14 protein-coding genes are annotated in these 18,055 nt (G+C 76.0%); 9 read left to right on the top strand and 5 right to left on the bottom strand.

What is annotated here, in order from left to right; all coding sequences use genetic code 11:
• Positions 1 to 1,298 precede the first annotated feature (1,298 nt).
• The 5 genes from J1G43_RS04345 to J1G43_RS04325 are packed head-to-tail and all read right to left on the bottom strand — an operon-like array spanning position 1,299 to position 4,502.
• Positions 1,299 to 1,769 carry a phage tail protein gene (locus tag J1G43_RS04345; protein ID WP_249670629.1) on the bottom strand — a complete coding sequence of 157 codons (471 nt, stop codon included), beginning with the start codon at positions 1,767 to 1,769 and terminating at the stop codon, positions 1,299 to 1,301.
• Positions 1,762 to 1,935 (bottom strand): DUF6760 family protein, encoded by a 174-nt coding sequence (locus J1G43_RS04340; RefSeq protein WP_207339439.1) that lies wholly within the window; start codon positions 1,933 to 1,935, stop codon positions 1,762 to 1,764. The genes J1G43_RS04345 and J1G43_RS04340 overlap by 8 nt, the downstream gene beginning before the upstream one ends.
• Before the next feature lie 7 nt (positions 1,936 to 1,942).
• Positions 1,943 to 2,413: a hypothetical protein gene (locus tag J1G43_RS04335; protein ID WP_207339440.1), complete on the bottom strand. Its 471-nt coding sequence runs from the start codon at positions 2,411 to 2,413 to the stop codon at positions 1,943 to 1,945.
• Positions 2,410 to 2,895, bottom strand: a complete 486-nt coding sequence (locus J1G43_RS04330) for a phage tail protein (RefSeq protein WP_207339441.1) — start codon at positions 2,893 to 2,895, stop codon at positions 2,410 to 2,412. The genes J1G43_RS04335 and J1G43_RS04330 overlap by 4 nt, the downstream gene beginning before the upstream one ends.
• A 38-nt stretch (positions 2,896 to 2,933) precedes the next feature.
• On the bottom strand, positions 2,934 to 4,502 hold the full coding sequence (locus J1G43_RS04325) for a phage tail sheath subtilisin-like domain-containing protein (protein ID WP_207339442.1): 1,569 nt from the start codon (positions 4,500 to 4,502) through the stop codon (positions 2,934 to 2,936).
• Between the two features lie 300 nt (positions 4,503 to 4,802).
• Between J1G43_RS04325 and J1G43_RS04320 the strand changes: the two genes are divergently transcribed.
• The 9 genes from J1G43_RS04320 to J1G43_RS18895 all read left to right on the top strand — a co-directional run bounded on the left by J1G43_RS04320 (position 4,803) and on the right by J1G43_RS18895 (position 18,015).
• Positions 4,803 to 7,463: a LuxR C-terminal-related transcriptional regulator gene (locus J1G43_RS04320; protein WP_207378025.1), complete on the top strand. Its 2,661-nt coding sequence runs from the start codon at positions 4,803 to 4,805 to the stop codon at positions 7,461 to 7,463.
• Between the two features lie 147 nt (positions 7,464 to 7,610).
• Positions 7,611 to 8,828, top strand: coding sequence for a toxic anion resistance protein (locus tag J1G43_RS04315; RefSeq protein WP_207378024.1), 1,218 nt, complete (start codon positions 7,611 to 7,613; stop codon positions 8,826 to 8,828).
• Positions 8,829 to 8,856: 28 nt separating this feature from the next.
• The gene (locus J1G43_RS04310; RefSeq protein WP_207339445.1) at positions 8,857 to 9,381 is read left to right on the top strand and encodes a hypothetical protein; all 525 of its coding nucleotides are present in this window, start codon (positions 8,857 to 8,859) and stop codon (positions 9,379 to 9,381) included.
• Complete coding sequence (locus tag J1G43_RS04305) at positions 9,378 to 10,898, top strand: AAA family ATPase (protein ID WP_207339446.1); 1,521 nt, start codon at positions 9,378 to 9,380, stop codon at positions 10,896 to 10,898. The genes J1G43_RS04310 and J1G43_RS04305 overlap by 4 nt, the downstream gene beginning before the upstream one ends.
• Positions 10,895 to 12,178, top strand: coding sequence for a hypothetical protein (locus J1G43_RS04300; protein WP_207339447.1), 1,284 nt, complete (start codon positions 10,895 to 10,897; stop codon positions 12,176 to 12,178). Before J1G43_RS04305 ends, J1G43_RS04300 begins: the two co-directional genes overlap by 4 nt.
• Entirely contained in the window at positions 12,175 to 13,173 is a 999-nt protein-coding gene (locus tag J1G43_RS04295; RefSeq protein ID WP_207370063.1) for a glutamate ABC transporter substrate-binding protein, read from the top strand. Before J1G43_RS04300 ends, J1G43_RS04295 begins: the two co-directional genes overlap by 4 nt.
• Positions 13,170 to 14,303 (top strand): hypothetical protein, encoded by a 1,134-nt coding sequence (locus tag J1G43_RS04290; protein ID WP_207339449.1) that lies wholly within the window; start codon positions 13,170 to 13,172, stop codon positions 14,301 to 14,303. The genes J1G43_RS04295 and J1G43_RS04290 overlap by 4 nt, the downstream gene beginning before the upstream one ends.
• On the top strand, positions 14,300 to 16,633 hold the full coding sequence (locus tag J1G43_RS04285; protein WP_207339450.1) for a serine/threonine-protein kinase: 2,334 nt from the start codon (positions 14,300 to 14,302) through the stop codon (positions 16,631 to 16,633). Before J1G43_RS04290 ends, J1G43_RS04285 begins: the two co-directional genes overlap by 4 nt.
• The gene (locus tag J1G43_RS18895; protein ID WP_307859470.1) at positions 16,630 to 18,015 is read left to right on the top strand and encodes a protein phosphatase 2C domain-containing protein; all 1,386 of its coding nucleotides are present in this window, start codon (positions 16,630 to 16,632) and stop codon (positions 18,013 to 18,015) included. The genes J1G43_RS04285 and J1G43_RS18895 overlap by 4 nt, the downstream gene beginning before the upstream one ends.
• The last annotated feature ends 40 nt before the right edge of the window (positions 18,016 to 18,055 follow it).

Genomic DNA, 18,055 nt, shown 5'->3' with positions numbered 1-18,055 from the left:
AGACCCGACCGCAGCGGGCCACGCCGGCACCGGCAGGCCGGTCCGGTCGGATGCCGTCGTGGAGCGGGTCTCCGCAGCCCACCGCCGCACCGCGGCGACGGGCCCGCGACCCGAGAGGGTCGTGCCGGGGACGGAGACACGCACGTCGAGGTCGCGCGGCCCGCGCAGCGCCAGCGCGGCGCGGCGCACGGGCCCGGCGAGGGCAGCCGTCGCGGTCGGCAGACCGGCTGCCGGGTGGCGCACCGCGCCGGCGCGGGGTCCCGCGAGAGGTCGGTGCAGCGTCCCGACCCGTCCGGGCTGCTCGCCGGCGCCCGGGGATGAGTGGGCGGGCGCGGGCGACCCGGTCGGCCCGCCCGTCGCACCCGCACCCCCGGCGAGGGGTCGGTCGGCGAGGGGTCGCTCCGGCCTCGCGCCGGCGGCGGGAGGCCGCCCGGGCTCCCGCGCGGCGGGGCCCGCGGTGCCGTCGGCGGCGGTGCGCTCGGTCGCGGTGCGCCCGGTCGCAGGGCGCTCGGTCGCAGGGCGCTCAGTTGCAGTCCGCTCGGTCGCAGTCCGCTCGGTTGCAGTCCGCTCGGTGACGGACCGGCGCGCGACCTCGGACGCGCGCTCGGCGCGCGCAGCCGCGTGGCGGCGCACCGCGGCACCCGCGTGGACCTGGCGGCGCACCAGCGCACCCCCGGGACCGGGGCGTCCGGAGGGGGCAGCGGCGCTGCCGGGGACCGTCGGGCTCGTCGGCGCCGCAGCGCCCGGCGCGGGACGGCCGGGAGACGGCTGCTGCGGCGCCGTGGTCGGCCCCGGGCGGCCCCGGGCGGTCCGGCGTCGTGGGGCGACGTCGGAGGGTGTGGTCATGGTGCCGACCGCGCGGACCGCGTCGGGCAGGCGCATCGGCACCACACGCGGCGCGAGGCGTGCCTGGACCGCGCCGGGGCGGTGGCCGCGCTCGTCGGGCAGCCGGTCCGCCGAACGCGGCAGGCCACGCGGGCGGCCACCGAGAGCGGCGACGACGCCGGCGTCCTGCGCGGCGCGTGCCCGACGCTCGGCGGCCAGGCCGGGCGACCACCAGCGGGGCGGACGCACGTCGTCGACCACGCGGACCGGGGCGGGCGCGGCGGCGGGGCCCGCGAGCGCGCGCCGCACGGCCACGGGGCGTCCGGTGCCGGCCGCGAACCGCACGGCGGCGGACGCGAGCGACCCGATCGCGGCGGGGCGCGCCCGGCCGACGGGGCCGGGCCGCCGCCACCGCTGCGCGACGGCGGCGCCCAGCGGGGTCGCCGGGGTCGGCCGCGGAGCGCCCGGGCCCGTCACCGCGTCACCGCGCGGAACCCGTGGTGCGCGACCTCGAGGGACTCGGTCAGGGGTGCGTCGGAGTCGGCGGACAGCGCCGGGCCCGTCCAGCTCACGGCGAAGACGCCGTCGAGCTCCCACGAGCGCATGCGGTTGCCCCGGTCGTCGAGGACGGTCACGGCGCCGGTGGCACGCGTGAGGGTGTCGCCGTTGCCGGCGAAGCCCTGCCCGGACGACCGCTGCACCCAGCCGAAGAGCGCGTCGGACTGCACCATGCCGCGCGTGAACACCAGGTGCGGCCAGCGCATCACACCCGGCAGCTGGTGCACGTACCCGTTCTGGCCGCCCTCGACGTGCTCGACGACGTCGACGTCGAGGCGCAGGCCCTGCACCTCGCGGAACGTGCCGATCTCCACGCCGTCGACCTCCAGCAGGAACCTGCCGGACGTCGTCGGCACACCACCGCCCAGGGGCGTCTGCTCAGACACTGTCGCGCACCGCCTCCCACGCCTGCTCGTTCATCGCCGCGACCGCCCGCACCATGCGGACCCGGTCGAGGTGCTCGAGGTCCAGCAGGTCGTCGAGCGGCCAGTGCAGGTGGTACGCCAGGTAGGCGATCTCCTGCCAGACCGCGTCGACCGGGTAGCGCAGCACCGTCCGCTCACCGGGTCTCGGCCGGGAGCTCCTCGATCGCCGAGCGCGCCGGACGCGCGGACGGCACGAAGCCCGCGTCCGGGACGTCGGCGGCCGGGGTCGGCTCCTCGACGGCGGCGGGCGCCGCGGGGGCCACGGCGGCCACGTCGTCCTGGCCGGCCAGGAACTCCTCGACCTCGGCGGGGGTGCCGAAGTTGATGACGCCGTAGAAGTCCTGCAGGTACGCCAGGTCGGCGGCGAACAGGCCCTCGATCTCGTGCGTCGTCACCAGCTCCAGCGCCCCCAGGCGCTCGACGACCCGCGCGAGCACCACGACGGTCAGCCGCGGGTCGTCCGGGCCGCTGATCGTGGGGTCGCGCAGCGGCTCGAGCTCGTCGCGCGCCGTCGCCAGGCGCATGACGCCCTGCCGGTGCAGCGCCCCCTCGCGGTCGACGTACCCGCGAGGGAGCGTGAACTCGTACCGGGTGCGCAGGGTCACTTGACCCTCTCGAGGCGCTCGATGACCAGCGAGACGGTCTCCTTGATGGCGTCCGACCCGTCGACCGAGAGCTGGTCGGTCGAGATCTTGCTGGGCCAGCCGTTGAAGAAGTTGAACCGCGCGACCTCCTTGGCGCCGGCGTCGTAGAGCACGACGGAGCCGTTCTTGCGGTTGGTGTCGCGCGACCCGCTCAGACCGCCGTCGCGCACGGCCTTGAACCACTTCCACAGCGGGTCGTTGGTGACGTCGCCGGGGGCGACGCGGGTGAGCTGCAGGTCCGGCACCTCGACGGTCTGGCCGAGGAACTTGACCTGCTGCTTCTTGCCGTCCGCGCCGATCTGGGTGACCTTGCCGACGCCGACCTCGACGTCGAGGCCGGACACCGAGATGAGGGCCGAGACGACCTGCCCGTCGATCTCGAGGAAGAAGTTCTGGGAGACGATCGGGTCGGCGCTGAACAGGCCGGTGCCGCTGCTTGCCATGGGGTGCTCCTGTGGTGGTGGGGGGCGGGCTCGGGCCGTCAGGCCGCGCTCTGCTTGTTCTGGCTGATGCGGAACACGACGAACTCCGCGGGCTTGACGGGCGCGAGCCCGACCTCGACGACGAGGCGGCCGGCGTCGATGGACTCCGGGGTGTTGGTGGTCTCGTCGCAGCGGACGAAGAACGCCTGCTCGGCGGTGGACCCGAACAGCGCGCCGGACTGCCACAGACCGTGCAGGTACCCGGTGAGGGTCCGCTTGACGCCCTCCCACAGGGTCACGTCGTTCGGCTCGAAGACGGCCCACTGGGTGCCCTCGAGGATCGTCGACTCGACCATGTTGAACAGGCGGCGCACGTTGACGTACTGCCAGTCGGTGTCCGACGTGAGGGTCCGGGCGCCCCAGATGCGGATGCCGCGGGTGCCGAACGGGCGGATCGCGTTGACGCCGACCGGGTTGAGGAAGCCCTGCTCGGTCTGCGACACGGTGCGCTCGACGTCCAGGACGCCGCGGATCGTGTCGTTGGCCGGGGCCTTCCACACGCCGCGCGTCTCGTCGGTGCGGGCCCACACGCCGGCGACGTGCCCCGACGGCGGGACGACGATCTCCGCCGACGCGCCCGAGCCGAGGGGGTTCTCGACCTTGATCCACGGGTAGTACATGGTCGCGAACGCCGAGTCGTACTGCGCGACCTCGGAGCGCCACTCCTTGACCTGCTGGGGCGTCATCCCGGGGGGCGCGTCGAGCAGCGCCATGCGGTTGGCGTGCTGCTCGCAGTGCGCGATGAGGGCCGTCTGCACGGCCTTCCACAGCCCGAGGTCGAGCGTGCCGTCCTCGCGCGTCGCGGCGGTGACCAGGTCGGGGACCGCCACGATCGTGACGTCCTCGGCGATCGCCAGGCCGTTGATGCCCGTGCGGGCGGCCTCCGAGCCGGCGAACTTGCGGCCCGTGACCGGCACCTTGACCGGCTCGGCCTGCTGCAGGTCGTAGGTGCCGGGGCGCAGCAGCTCGAGCTGGCTGGACAGGTCGGTCGCCTCGTCGAGGCGGATCTCCAGCTTCACCTTCGTGGACGTCTTGTTGACCACGGTGGCGGCGTCGCGCGGGCCGCCCAGGCTGAGGCCCGGGTGCTCCTCGACGACCTCGCCACCGTCGAGGACGGTCAGCGTGAACGTCGTCGGGCCCTCGAGGTCCTCGGGGGCGTCGTCGCTGCGCACCGCGACGGACAGCTGCGCGTCGGGCTCGACCGACTCGACGGCGACGGGCAGCCCCAGCGCGCGGTCCGCCGCGGGCAGCTCGAGCGTCGCCGGCCTGCCCGACGGCTCCGCGTGGGGGACGCGGACGATGTACGCCTGCGTGCCGCCGTTGAGGAAGTAGCCGTACACCGACAGCGGCAGCATCGCGCCCTCGACGAACCCGCCGTACAGCGCCTCGTACTGGGTCCAGCTGGTCACCAGCCGCGGGGCCAGGCCCTGCGGGTCGGCCGGGTCGTCGGTGGGTGCCGACGCGGTGAAGCCCACGAAGGCCGTCACGGCGGTGGGCGCCGAGGTCAGCACCTTCTGGGACGAGGGGATCTCCTCGACGTACACGCCGGGCGCGGTGTAGGTGGGCACAGGTGGGTCCTTCTCTCGATCGTGAGGTCGCCGCCGCTCGGTGGGTCCGGTCCGGTCCGTCGCGGGTCGTCGTGAGGCTAGGCAGGCGGGTGACCCGCGGACATCGGTAATCGCTACCGAGGTTCCGCAAGCGCGTCGACAGCGGCCGTACGGGGGACCCCCGGTGGGGTGAACCTCGCGACCCTCCCGAGCGGTCGGCACCGCTTCGTCGCACTTACCCGTCTCAGCTGTCGGACCCCCTGCGACCCGGTGCGACGCTGACGAGACGTTCGACCCCCGCACGAACCGCCCGGAGGCGCTATGACCACGTCCGACGCACGCGCGCGCGCGGGACGGACGCGGGCGACCTCGGCCTCCGTCCCCACGCAGCGACCGGCCCCCACGACCCCGACGACGACCACGCCCACGGCGGCGCCCGCCTCCGTCATGAACCCGGCCATGGTCGAGCGCCTGGTGGACTCCCTGGGCGCCGGGCGCAGCGTCCTGGTCGTCGGCGACGCCGGCACCGGCAAGACCCAGGCGGTGGCCCGCGCCCTGGACCGGCTGAGCACGGCGCACGACGACCTGACGATCGTCCACATCAGCGGGACCGGGACGCACGACGCGCTGCCGCTCGGCGCGCTCGAGCCGCTCCTGGACGACCCGGACGAGGCCTTCGGGGACCTCGCGGCGACCCTGGACGCCCTCGCCTCGGGGATCGGGCGCCGCCGGGGCGACGGCCGGCTGGTGCTGCGGGTCGAGGACGCCCACCACCTGGACGACGCCTCGGCACGCGCGCTCGAGTGGCTCGTGCGGCAGGGCACCGTGCAGGTCGTCGCGACGCTGCGCCTGAGCTGGGCGGCCCGCGCGCCGTGGGCCGCGCTGTGGAAGGACGACGTCGTCGAGCGTCTCGACGTCGGGCCGCTGACGCGGGAGACCGCCGAGCGCTGGCTGGTGGCCGAGCTGGGGGGCCTGGTCACGGCCGACACCACCCACCGGCTGTGGCGTGCGTCGGGCGGCAGCGCGATGCGGCTGCGCGAGGCCGTGCACGACGCGCTGGTGTCGGAGGCGCTCGGCCTGAGCAACGGCGTCTGGGTGTGGCGCGGCGGGGCGACCTCGCAGTCGCGGATGCTGGACCTGACCGAGCTGGACCTGCAGGGCGTCAGCCCGCAGGGGCGGTCCGCGCTCGAGGTCTGCGCGGTGGTCTGCCCGATCGCGCTCGAGGTGCTGCTCGACCTGGTGCCGGCCGCGGCCGTCGACGAGCTCGTGCTGGCCGGTGTGGTCACCACGACGACCGCGCCGACCGTCACGGGCGGCACGGTGCGTGTCGTGGACCTGACGACGCCCGCGTACGCGGAGGTCGCACGTGCCTGGATCCCCGCGTCCCGGCAGCGCGAGCTGCTGCAGCGGTCGCTGGACGCCCCCGTCGCCCACGGCGTGGCCGCCGGGTCGCTGATCCGCTCGGTGGCCCTGGCGATCGACCTGGGCATGGACGTGCCGGCCGCACGGGTCCAGCAGGCGCTGGAGGCGGCGTTCGCGATCCACCAGTACGACTCGGTCGTGATGCTCGCCACCGGCGCCCTGGCCTCCGCCCCCGAAGGGCCCCTCGCGGCGCGCCTGCACACCCTGCGGGGCAACGCGCGCGTCATGCTCACGCAGCTCGCCGAGGCGGAGCGTGACTTCTCACGCGCGGCCGAGCTGCTCGCGCCCGGCCCGTTCGACGTCGAGACGGCCTCCCTGCTGCTGCACGTGGCGGACATGGCCACGCTCGTGGCCCACCGGCGCCTGGGCGACGTGGACCGCGCGCTGGCCGTGCTGGACGGGATCGTGCGCCCGCTCCAGGAGGCGGACCCCGTGCTGCCGGTGCTGCGGTGGCGTGACGAGGTCGAGGTGACCCGGCTCATCCGGCTCGGCTACGCGGGCCGGCTCGACACCCTGGACGCGGCCCTGGCCGCACTGGAGGGCGGCGCCCACCCGGCACGTCGCGTGTCGCTGGCGCCGCCGACCGCGATGGCGCTGGGCGAGAGCGGGCGCCTGCACCAGGGGTTCGCGGTGTGCACGCGGTTCGCGGAGATCGCCACGGCGCACCAGGACCACCACCGCTGGGGGCGTGGCGAGGTGCTCGTCGCGCTGTTCTTCACGCTCCTGTGGTCCGGCGAGATCGAGGCGGTCCGGGCCTCGCTGGCACCGACGTCCGACGACGAGCCGATCACGGTCGAGTGGTCGACCGTGCACGCGGCGTTCGGTCTGCTCGCGATCGCCGAGGGGTCGTGGAGCGAGGCGCGCACGCACCTGGCGACGGCCCGTGCACGCTTCGACGAGACCGACCTGACCGGGCTGGCGCGGTACTCGCTCACGGCGGAGGCCACCGCCGCGGCGGCATGCGGCGACACCGCCACGGCACGGGACCTGCTGGAGCAGGCCGCGCGCACCGCCGAGGGCTCGGCCCGCGCGATGGAGGGCGACGTGCGGGTGCGTCGCCTCGACGCCCTGGGCTGGTTGCGCAGCCCTGACCTGGTCACCGAGGCCCGCGCGGTCGCCCGCTGGGCCCGCGAGCGCGGCGCCGCACGCGTCGAGCTCGAGGCGCTGCACCGCTGGCTCGACGCGACGCGACGCACGGGCGGCCTGCCGGACCCGGTGCTCGTCACCCGTGTGCGGGAGCTCGGTGCCGTGTGCGACGGCGAGCGCTGCGCGGCGCTCGTGGCGCACGTCGAGGCGATGTCCGCGCAGGACACGGACCTCGCGCGCATCGCCGAGCGCGAGCTGAACCGCCGGGGCCTGTGGCTGCCGCCGCTGGGAGCACCCGTGGCGCTCACCGCGCGTGAGCAGGAGATCGCCTCGCTGGCGGCCGGCGGCATGACCAGCCGCGCGATCGCGCAGCGGCTCGTGCTCTCGACGCGGACGGTGGACTCCCACCTGTCCCGGGTGTTCGCCAAGCTCGGCGTGCACTCGCGCGAGGAGCTCGCGAACATCCTGCGGTAGTCGGCGCGGGACCGGTCTGACGCCAGGGTGGAACTGTGACCACGGCCCGGGCGTTCTGGTCTGCACAGCCGGGCGTTCCGGTACCGTGACCAGGTCCGTCACCGTCCGACGGCCGCCGCGCCGCCAGCGCCTCCGGAAGGACCGCCGATGACCGAGCCGACGCCCCTGCAGCCCCCTGCTCCGAGCGGTGCGTTCGCGCTCGAGGCACCGGCCCCGGTCGCGCCCGTCGCCACGCACGACGCCCCGGCGATGGCCCCGCGCGTGGACCCCGCCGCGCTGCCCGGTCTCGACGCCAAGGTCGGGGCGTACCTGGCGAGCCTCGACAGCGCGCAGGCCGGCTCCCCGGAGTTCGCGGCGAAGGCCGACGACGTGCGCCTCATGGGCGACTCCGACATCCGGCAGGCCGCGGACACGTCCAGCCGCCTGCTGCAGGTGCCCGTGCGCGAGCTGCGCGAGGGCGGCGTCTCCGGCACGTCGCAGGTGAGCAGGTCCCTGCTGGACCTGCGCCGCACCGTCGAGGACCTCGACCCGTCCGAGAAGTCCGTCGGCCGCAAGTTCCTCGGCATCCTGCCGTTCGGGGACTCGGTCACCGACTACTTCCGCCGGTACGAGAGCTCGCAGAAGCAGATCGACGCGATCGTCAAGGCGCTGTACCGGGGCCAGGACGAGCTGCGCAAGGACAACGCCGCGCTGAACCTGGAGAAGCAGAACCTCTGGGACACGATGGGCCGGCTCAACCAGTACATCTACGTCGCGAGCTCGCTGGACACCCAGCTGTCCGCCAAGATCGCCCAGCTCGACGTCGCGGAGCCCGAGCGCGCGAGGGCGCTGCGCGAGGACGTGCTGTTCTACGTCCGCCAGAAGCACCAGGACCTGCTGACGCAGCTCGCGGTGTCGATCCAGGGGTACCTGGCGATCGACATCATCATCAAGAACAACCTCGAGCTCATCAAGGGCGTCGACCGGGCGACGACGACCACGGTCTCGGCGCTGCGCACCGCCGTGCTCGTCGCGCAGGCGCTGAACAACCAGAAGCTGGTGCTCGACCAGATCACGGCGCTGAACTCGACGACGTCGAACATGATCGCGTCGACGTCGAAGCTGCTGCGCGAGCAGTCGGTGGTCATCCAGCAGCAGGCCGCGAGCGCGACGATCGGGCTGCCGCAGCTGCAGCAGTCGTTCTCGGACATCTTCGCGGCGATGGACTCGATCGACACGTTCAAGGTGCAGGCGCTGGACTCGATGGCGCAGACCGTCGGCGTGCTGGAGACGGAGACGGCGAAGGCCAAGCAGTACCTGGACCGTGTCTCGCGCTCGGACCACACCGAGGCCGCGAGCGGGTCGCTCGACCTGGGCCTGCGCTGATCGACACGACCGGGGAGGTGAGCCGCACGTGAGCGCGCTGGGTGACCTCGTCGCGCGCCTGTTCGGCCGCGCCCCGCGGCACGTCGTGGAGATCGAGGCGGACCCGGTCCCGACGGCCGAGCAGATCGCGACCGCCGTGCGTGACGTCGAGGCGTCGATCGAGGGCCGCGTGCCCGCGGCGGTGACGGCCCGCGTGCACCGCATCACGGGCACGGTCGAGGACATGGTGCCGCGGCTCGACCGGTTCGGTGTGGGCGACCGGCAGGCGTACACGGTGGTGGCGACGGCCACGAGCTACCTGCCCGAGGCCGTCGACGGCTACCTGCGGCTGCCGCGCGACTTCGCCGACCGGCGCGTGGTGTCCCGCGGCAAGACCTCGCTCATGCTGCTGTGCGACCAGCTGGACCTGCTGGCCATGACGCTGGAGAAGATCTCCGACGCCGTGTACCGCTCCGACGCGCAGGCGCTCGTGGCGCACGGGCAGTTCCTGGCCGAGAAGTTCGGCCGGTCGTCGCTGGACGTGCCCGGTGCGGGCGGGACGGAGGGCTCGTGACGGGCACGACGCAGAGCCTGCCGGGCGCGCTGGACGCGCTCGTCGCCGCGGGCCGCGCGGCCGGGCTGGGCACGGCGGCGGTGCGCGACGAGGGCGAGCGCCTGGCCGCGGCCGTGGCGGAGTCCGTCACGGGTGCCGGGCCGGCGTGGCTCGCGGCCGTGGGCCGTGGGGACGACCTGACGGAGTTCTTCCGTGCCGCGTCGTCCGCGCGGCGGTGGCGGCACGCGCCGACGGACGTGCTCACGTCGCTCGTCGCCACGGGCTCCGCGCACGCGGCCGGCTACGCCGAGGCGCTCGCGGGCGTCGCGTCCGCGGCCTGCGACCTCGGGGTCCCGGACCTCCAGGTCGTCGCCGCGGCCTCGGTCACGGCGGCGGTGCAGCGCGCGGCGGCGAGCGCCGCCCCCACCGCACCCGGGGCCCCGGGGCCGGACCGACCTCTCGGCGGGGACGAGGTCGGACGTACCCCCTCGCCCACGAGCGACCGTCCCGTCCCCGCGCCCCCGGCGGGCGGCCGTCCCGGCCCCGCGTCCCCGGACGCGAGCGCTCCCGCGGCCCCCGAGGACGCGGCGCCCGCCAAGACGTTCGACGAGCTGCTCGCCGAGCTCGAGGCGCTGGTCGGGCTCGACGGCGTCAAGCGCGAGATCCGCCAGCAGGCGCAGGTGCTGCGCGTCGAGCGGCTGCGCGCCGACGCCGGTCTGACCAGCCCGTCGCTGACCCGGCACCTGGTGTTCGTCGGCAACCCCGGCACCGGCAAGACGACGGTCGCGCGGCTCGTCGCCGGGCTGTACCGCGCGCTGGGCCTGCTGAGCAGCGGGCACCTGGTCGAGGTCGACCGCTCCGAGCTGGTCGCCGGCTACCTGGGGCAGACCGCGACCAAGACCACCGAGGTCGTGGCCCGGGCACTCGGCGGGGTCCTGTTCATCGACGAGGCGTACTCCCTGGCGGAGGACCAGTACGGCGCCGAGGCCGTGAACACCCTGGTCAAGGACATGGAGGACCACCGCGACGAGCTCGTGGTCATCGTGGCGGGCTACCCGCTGCCGATGGCGCGGTTCCTCGCCACCAACCCGGGGCTCGAGAGCCGGTTCGCCACCACGATCGGGTTCGACGACTACACCGACGCGCAGCTGCGGGAGATCTTCGCGCTCGCGGCCCGCAAGGCCGACTTCGTCCCGTCCCCCGAGGCGCTCGACCTGGTCGAGCAGATCGTCGCCGCCCAGCCGCGGCACGAGGGCTTCGGCAACGGCCGGTTCGCGCGCAACCTGCTGGACCGCGCCGTGCTGCGGCACGCCTGGCGGCTGCGGGACGTCGAGCAGCCGACGGTCGAGCAGCTGCGCACGCTGCTGCCGGCGGACCTCGCGACCGACGTGGAGGACGTCGCCCCCGACCTGCCGGCACCCGACGCCGACCTGACCGCCCCCGGGACCCCGGCGCACGACCTGCCCACGCCGGACCTGACCACGCCCGACCTGACCGCCCCCCGCACCCCGGCCCAGCCCTCCGAGGAGCCCGCGTGACCACGACCGTCGTGCCTCCCACCTCGAGCCCGCCGGCCGCGCCGGGCACGGCGCCCGCGCCGGACCTCCCCACGAGCGGCGTGCGGTCCACCCCGGGCGGGCTGCGCCTGTGGGGTGCGCTCGCCGCCGTCGTCACCGCCCTGACGGGGCTGCTCGCGCTGGGCGTCACGACGAGCCAGCAGGCCGCCGTCGCCCAGATGAGCGACGCCGCCGCCCAGCTCGTCGGGCTGCAGGACGCCCGCAACCAGCTCGTGGCGGCCGACGCCGCGGCGACCACCGCGTTCCTCGTCGGCGGGCTGGAGCCCACCGACCTGCGCCGGTCGTACGACGCGTCGCTCGACGCCGGGGCGCAGGCCCTCACGCTGCTGGCCGCGAGCGGGACGCAGGGCGCCGACGCGCTGGCGCAGGTCTCGGCGGACCTCACCACGTACACCGGCCTGGTCGAGCAGGCACGGGCCAACAACCGGCAGGGCTTCCCCGTCGCCTCGGCGTACCTCGAGGAGGCCTCGACGGTGCTGCGCGAGGACATCGTCCCCACGCTCGACGAGCTCGTGGCGGCCGAGCAGGACCGCGTCGACGCGGAGCTCTCGACCGTCCGCACGTCCACTCCCCTGCTGATCGGGGTGGTGGTGCTCGCCCTGCTCGCGCTGGTCTCGGTGCAGGTGTGGGTCGCCCGCCGCACGCACCGCACGTTCAACCCGGGTCTGGTCGGTGCGACGGTGGCCGTGCTGGTCGTGGGTGCCGTCGGTGGCGTCACGCTGGGCGGGACGTCCGCGGCGGCGGGCCGCACGTACAGCGGGCCGTACGCGGCGACGGTCGCGGCGTCGCAGGCGTTCGCGCTGGTCAACGACGCCCGCTCGATGGAGGCGTTCACGCTGATCCGCCGCGGGTCGGGCGCGGCCTACGAGGAGTCGTTCGTCGAGAACGTCGACCGGGCGCGCGCGGCGCTGCAGGGCGACGGCGGCCGGCTCGACCGGCTGCTGGTCGAGCGCCTCGACGCCTGGGTCGCGGGCCACCAGGAGGTCCGTGCGCTGGACGACGCGGGCGACTGGGACGGTGCCGTCGCGCTGGTCACCAGCGACGACCCGACAGCACCCCCCGCGCTGTTCGACGAGCTCTCCGGTGCGTTGGACACCGCGGTGGACGCCGGCAGCGCGGACGTCGCGGACGGCCTCGGCGGCGGGGCCGGCTGGGTGGGGTGGCTGCTGGCCGCGCTCGGCGTGGGCGGTGCGGTCGCCGCGTGGACCGGGCTGCGCGCCCGACGGGAGGAGTACCGATGAGCACACGTCACACCGCCCCCGCGGGTGCGCGCCGGGGCACGTCCGGCGCCCGGCGCCGTGGTGCGCTGGTCGCGGCCGTCGGGCTCGTCGTCGCGCTCGTGGGCGCCTGCTCGGGACAGGTGCCGCCCGGCGGCACGGCCGTGATCCCGGCCGCCGCAGAGCCTGCCCCGGCCGCCGTGGTCCCCGCCGCCGACGACTGCACGGACGCCACGACCTCCTACGCCCCGGACGCCGGCACCCAGATCGCGCCCGGGTCCACGATGGACGCGATCCGCTCCCGCGGGTACCTGCTCGTCGGCGTCTCGGCGGACACCCTGCGCATGGGCGCCCGCAACCCGTTCACGGGGCAGATCGAGGGCTTCGACATCGACGTCGCCCGGCAGATCGCGTGGGCGGTCCTCGGTGACGCGGACGCGATCCGGTTCCGCGTCATCACGGCGGGCGACCGGATCCCCGTGCTGGTCGACCACGAGGTCGACCTGGTCGCGCGCGCGTTCACCATGAACTGCGAGCGCTGGGCGGACATCGCGTTCTCCGCCGAGTACTTCACGGCCGGGCAGAAGGTGCTGGTCAGCACCGAGTCCGACGCCACGGGAATCGAGGACCTCGCCGGGCAGCGGGTGTGCGCACCCGAGGGCACGACGACGCTCGAGCGGCTGGACGAGTACGACGTCGAGCCCGTGGGCGCACGCACCCACTCCGCGTGCCTGGCGCTGTTCCAGCAGGGCCGCGTCGACGCCATCACCGGGGACGACACCGTGCTGGCGGGCTTCGTCGCGCAGGACCCGTACGCGCGGGTCGTCGGCGACGCCTTCAGCGCCGAGCCGTACGGCCTGGGCGTGCCCGCCGACCAGGTGGACATGGTCCGGTTCGTCAACGCCGTGCTCGACGGCATGAAGGCCGACGGCACCTGGGCGCTCCTGTACGACCGCTGGCTGGGCGAGGCCCTCGGCCCGGCGCCCGCGCCGCCCGCGTCCGTGTACGGACGGTCGTGACGGCGACCGCCATGGCTGCCGCGTCCGCCGACGTCGTCGCGCCCGTCGCCCCGGGGCGGCTGGGCGAGGCGATCGGTGCGCGCGACCTCATGACGTACCTCGACGGGCTGCTGACGTGGCTCGACGACCGGCGCACGCGGCTCGACGCGCTGGACACGGCGGCGCAGGCGACGGCCGAGTCCGAGCGGTACACCCCGGACGTGGTGCTGGCGCTGTCGGTGTGGCAGTCGGTGCGGACCCGCGCCGACGAGCTGCTGGCGGTGTGGGACGGCGGGCGCGTCACCGAGGTCGAGCGCGAGCGCATGTCGCAGCTGCTGTGGGGCCGCGTCGACACGCGGGCAGGTGCGGCGCCGGTGTCGCTGCCCGAGGCGCTGACGCTGTGCGACGCGATGGTCTCGGCCCTGCGCACCCGCCTCGCGTTCGACCCGGACACCGCGGACGTCGTGGCCCGCCTGCGCGGCGTGCGCGCGGCGCTCGTGCGCGCCGAGGACCTGGCCGGCTCCGACGCGGCCGCCCACGAGCGCGTGGCCGCCCTGCGGGAGCGGGAGCAGCGCCTGTCCGCGCAGGCCGCCCGCGGCGGTGACGTCACGGGGCCGCTCGCCGAGCTCGAGACCCGCACCGCCCACACCGAGCGCGACCTCATGGTCGCCGTGTCGCAGCGCCGCTCGGTGGCACGTGCCCGCGCGGACGCGCTGGCCACGGCCGCCGCGCTGGAGGCCCGCGAGCCCGCGCTGCACGCGCTGGCCGAGCGGTGCCGGCACGAGGTCGCGCACCCGCCGCGGCTCGCGGTGCCCGACGTGTCACGGCTGGGCCCCGTGCCCGAGCAGCGCGAGGCGCTGGACGCCTACGTCGCCCGCCTCGACGCGGTGCGCCGGGCCCTGGACGCCGCGCAGGACGCGTACAGCAGCCCGCTGCGCGAGCGCGCCGAGCTGCGCTACCGCCTCGGACGCGCCACGGCGACCGCGGCGTCGAACGGCCGCGACGCGTCCCCCACGGTGCGCGCCGGGCACGACGAGGCCCGCACCGCCGTGGAGACGACCCCCTGCGACGTGGCGCTCGCCCGCGCCCTCGTCGAGCAGTACGAGCACCTCGTCCGGCCGTTGCCGGGCGGACCGGGAGGAGCCCGATGACCAGCGCGACCGCCTGCCGCGAGCCCGGCTGCACGGGGACGTACGAGGACGGCTGGTGCGACCTGTGCGGGTCGCCCGCCCCCAGCGGTGCCACGTCCACGGTGACCGGCACGACGACACCGCCGGCCGCCGGCGCGCCCGCGGCCCCCACCCCGTCGTCGATGCTGGGCACGGGCATCGCCCCCGGCGTCCCGACCCCCGGGGCCGGTGACGACGGTGCGGCCGAGCGGTCCACGCGCACCGGGCGCACCAGCTCGACCCGGCTGGCGTCGGCCGCCCTCGGCTCGGCACGCACGGTGGCGACGGGCTCGCGCGCGACCCGCCGGCTCGGCACGTCCTCGACGCGGCTGCGCCGCGCCCGGCTGGGCGCCGGGCTGACGACCGTGCCGCCCGCGCCCGTGGCGGACCCGCTGCAGGCGGTCATGGCCGACCCGCAGGTGCCGGAGCGCAAGCGGTTCTGCGCGGCGTGCGGCGAGCCCGTCGGGCGGGGCCGCGAGGGCGTCCCCGCCCGCACCCAGGGGTTCTGCCCCTCGTGCGGCGCCCGCTTCGACTTCGACCCGCGCCTGGCACCCGGCACGCTCGTGGGCGGACAGTACGAGGTCGCGGGGTGCCTCGCGCACGGCGGCATGGGCTGGATCTACCTGGCACGGGACCGCAACGTGTCGGGCCGCTGGGTGGTGCTCAAGGGCCTGCTCAACAGCGGCGACCCCGACGCGGTGGCCGCCGCGATCTCCGAGCGGCAGTTCCTCGCACGCGTCGAGCACCCGCTGATCGTCGAGATCTACAACTTCGTGCAGCACGACGGCGACGGGTACACCGTCATGGAGTTCGTCGGCGGGCGCTCCCTGAAGGAGCTGCTCACCGACCGCCGCGAGGCCGTGGGCCACGTCGACCCGCTGCCGGTCGACCAGGCCCTCGCGTTCGTCCTCGAGGTGCTGCCCGCGTTCGCGTACCTGCACGACCTGGGCCTGCTGTACTGCGACTTCAAGCCCGACAACGTCATCCAGGCCGGGGACGCCCTCAAGCTCATCGACATGGGCGGCGTGCGCCGCATCGACGACGACGACTCCGCGATCTACGGCACGGTGGGCTACCAGGCGCCCGAGGTGCCGGTCGACGGGCCGTCGGTCGCGTCCGACGTCTACACGATCGGCCGGACGCTGGCGACGCTGGTGCTGGACTTCCGCGGCAACACGACCACCTACGTGGCGGCGCTGCCCCCGGTCGACCAGACCCCCGTCTTCGCGCGGTACGACTCCTTCTACCGGCTGCTCGCCAAGGCGTGCGCCCCCGACCCCTCCGACCGGTTCGGGTCGGTCGACGAGATGCGCGCGCAGGTGCTGGGCGTGCTGCGCGAGGTGGTCGCGGCCGACCGCGGGGCGGGCGACCCGCCGCTGACGAGCGTCGCGTCGGTGCTGTTCGAGCCGCCCGTCACCGACCACGCGGAGCGGGCCCTGGCGTGGGACGAGCTGCCCGCCCTGAAGGTCGACCCCGACGACCCGGCGGCCGGGTGGCTCGCCGGTGTGAACGTGGTGGACGCGGAGCAGCGGCTCGCCGCCCTCGCGGGCGCCCCGGAGGACACGGTCGAGGTCCGCCTGCTGCGGGCGACCACGGCGATCGAGGCGGGACGCCCGGACGTCGTCACGGCGGCCGTGGAGGCGATCCTCGCCGACGACCCGTGGGAGTGGCGCGCCGTGTGGATCCAGGGGCTGGCGCAGCTCGCGACGGGTGACCCGGTCGCCGCGCGCGCGTCGTTCAACGCGGTGTACGGGCAGGTGCCGGGCGAGCTGGCGCCCAAGCTGGCGCTGGCCGTGGCCTGCGAGCTGTCGGGTGAGCCCGGCATCGCCGAGCAGCTCTACGCCACCTGCGCCTACGCCGACGCGAACTACACGGCACCGGCCGCGTTCGGCCTCGCGCGGCTGCGGATCGCGTCCCTGCACCTCGACGACGCGCTGGCCGCGCTCGACCTGGTGACGCCCACCCGCAGCTCCTACCCGCAGGCACGGCTGATGCGGGCACGGATCCTGGCCCGCTCGCGGGACGACCTGCCCGCCCTCGCCGCCGCGCTCGAGTCCGTGCGCTCGGTGCCGCTCGAGCCCGCCGAGCGCGCGGCCCTGCGGGTGGACGTGCTGTCGACCGCGCTGGCCACGGTGCGCCGCGGCGCCACGGCGCCCGGCGTGACCCTGGACGGCGCGCCGGCCACCCAGGACGGCGTGACGGACGCCCTGGAGGCGGCCTACCGCGAGCAGGCCGGTCTCACGGCCGACCACGCCGCGCGCGTCGCCCTCGTCGACCGCGCCAACCGGGTGCGCCGGTGGACGGCGTGGTGAGCGGCACGGGGACGGCCGTCGTGTGCCCCGCGTGCGGCGAGGCCGCGGGCGCCGGTGCGCGCTTCTGCGAGGCGTGCGGGGCACCGCTCGCGGCCGCGCACGGCGCCGGACCGAACGGTGCGGACCCGGCCGGCCCCGGCAGCGCCGACGCCGGCAGCACGGACCCCGGTCCCGCGTCCGGCGACCCCGCGTCGTCCGGACCCACGTCCGGCGACCCCGCGTCGTCCGCACCCACGTCGTCCGCTCCCCTGTCCCCCGGCGGCTCCCCGGAGGGGACCTCCCCGGCCGGCACCGCCGCGGACGGTGCGTCACCGTGCCCCGCGTGCGGCGGGGACGTCGCCGACGACGGGTACTGCGCGCAGTGCGGTGCCCGCGCCCCCGTCGAGCGCGACCACCGCGAGGAGCGGGCCGCGCCGCACGTCGCGGGCGTCAGCGACGTCGGCGTGCGCCGGCGCCGCAACGAGGACGCGCTCGCGCTCGGCACCGTCCCGGGGCCCGACCCGGGCGCGGCGGACGGGCAGGCCGTGGGCTCGTCGCCGGGCGAGGGCGTGAGCGTGCTGGTGGTGTGCGACGGCGTGTCCTCCGCACCCGACTCCGACGTCGCCAGCCAGGCCGCCGCGACCGCGGCCCGGGACACCCTGGTGGCCGGTGCCGCGCACGTCCCCGCCGACGACGCCGCCGCCTGGTCACGCCTGCTGGTGGCCGCGGGTCACGCCGCGGACGACGCCGCCCGTGCCGCCGTCGACGACGCCACCGCCCGGCAGGACCCGCCGTCGTGCACGTTCGCGGCCGTGGTGGCCGGGCCGGGCCTGCTGGTCGCGGGCTGGCTGGGCGACTCCCGGGTGTACTGGCTCCCCGACGCGGGCACACCGGAGCAGCTGACCGAGGACGACTCGGTGGCAGCCGAGCTCATGGCCGACGGCATGTCCCGCGCCGCGGCCGAGCGCTCGCCGCAGGCGCACGCGATCACCCGCTGGCTCGGCGCGGACGCCGAGGACGCCACGGCCCGCACCGTCGCCACCCGCCCCGGCGGACCGGGCTGGGTGCTCGCGTGCTCGGACGGGCTGTGGAACTACGCGTCCGCCCCCGAGGTCGTCGCGGACCTGCTGCGCGACGCCGCGGGGCGGGTCGGCGACGACCCGCTGGCCCTGTCCCGCGACCTGGTCGCGTGGGCCAACGCGAGCGGCGGGCACGACAACGTGACCGTGGCGCTCGCGCGCGTGCCCGCCCGCACGGCGGCCGGTGACGCGCAGCAGGACGCGCGGCAGGACGCGCAGGCCGACGCGCCGGACGACGCCGGCACGGCCCCCACCGTCCGCCGCCGACCGCCCGGTAGCCTCCCCGGAGAACCGACCGCGCACCGGGCACCACCTGCACCCTGAACCACCCGCACCACCCGTCCGACGCCCACCGCACCACCGA

Source organism: Cellulomonas sp. zg-ZUI22 (genome assembly GCF_017353535.1).
In the GTDB taxonomy this organism is placed as follows: Bacteria; Actinomycetota; Actinomycetes; order Actinomycetales; family Cellulomonadaceae; genus Cellulomonas; species Cellulomonas wangleii.
This window is presented reverse-complemented; position numbering and strand designations above follow the sequence as displayed.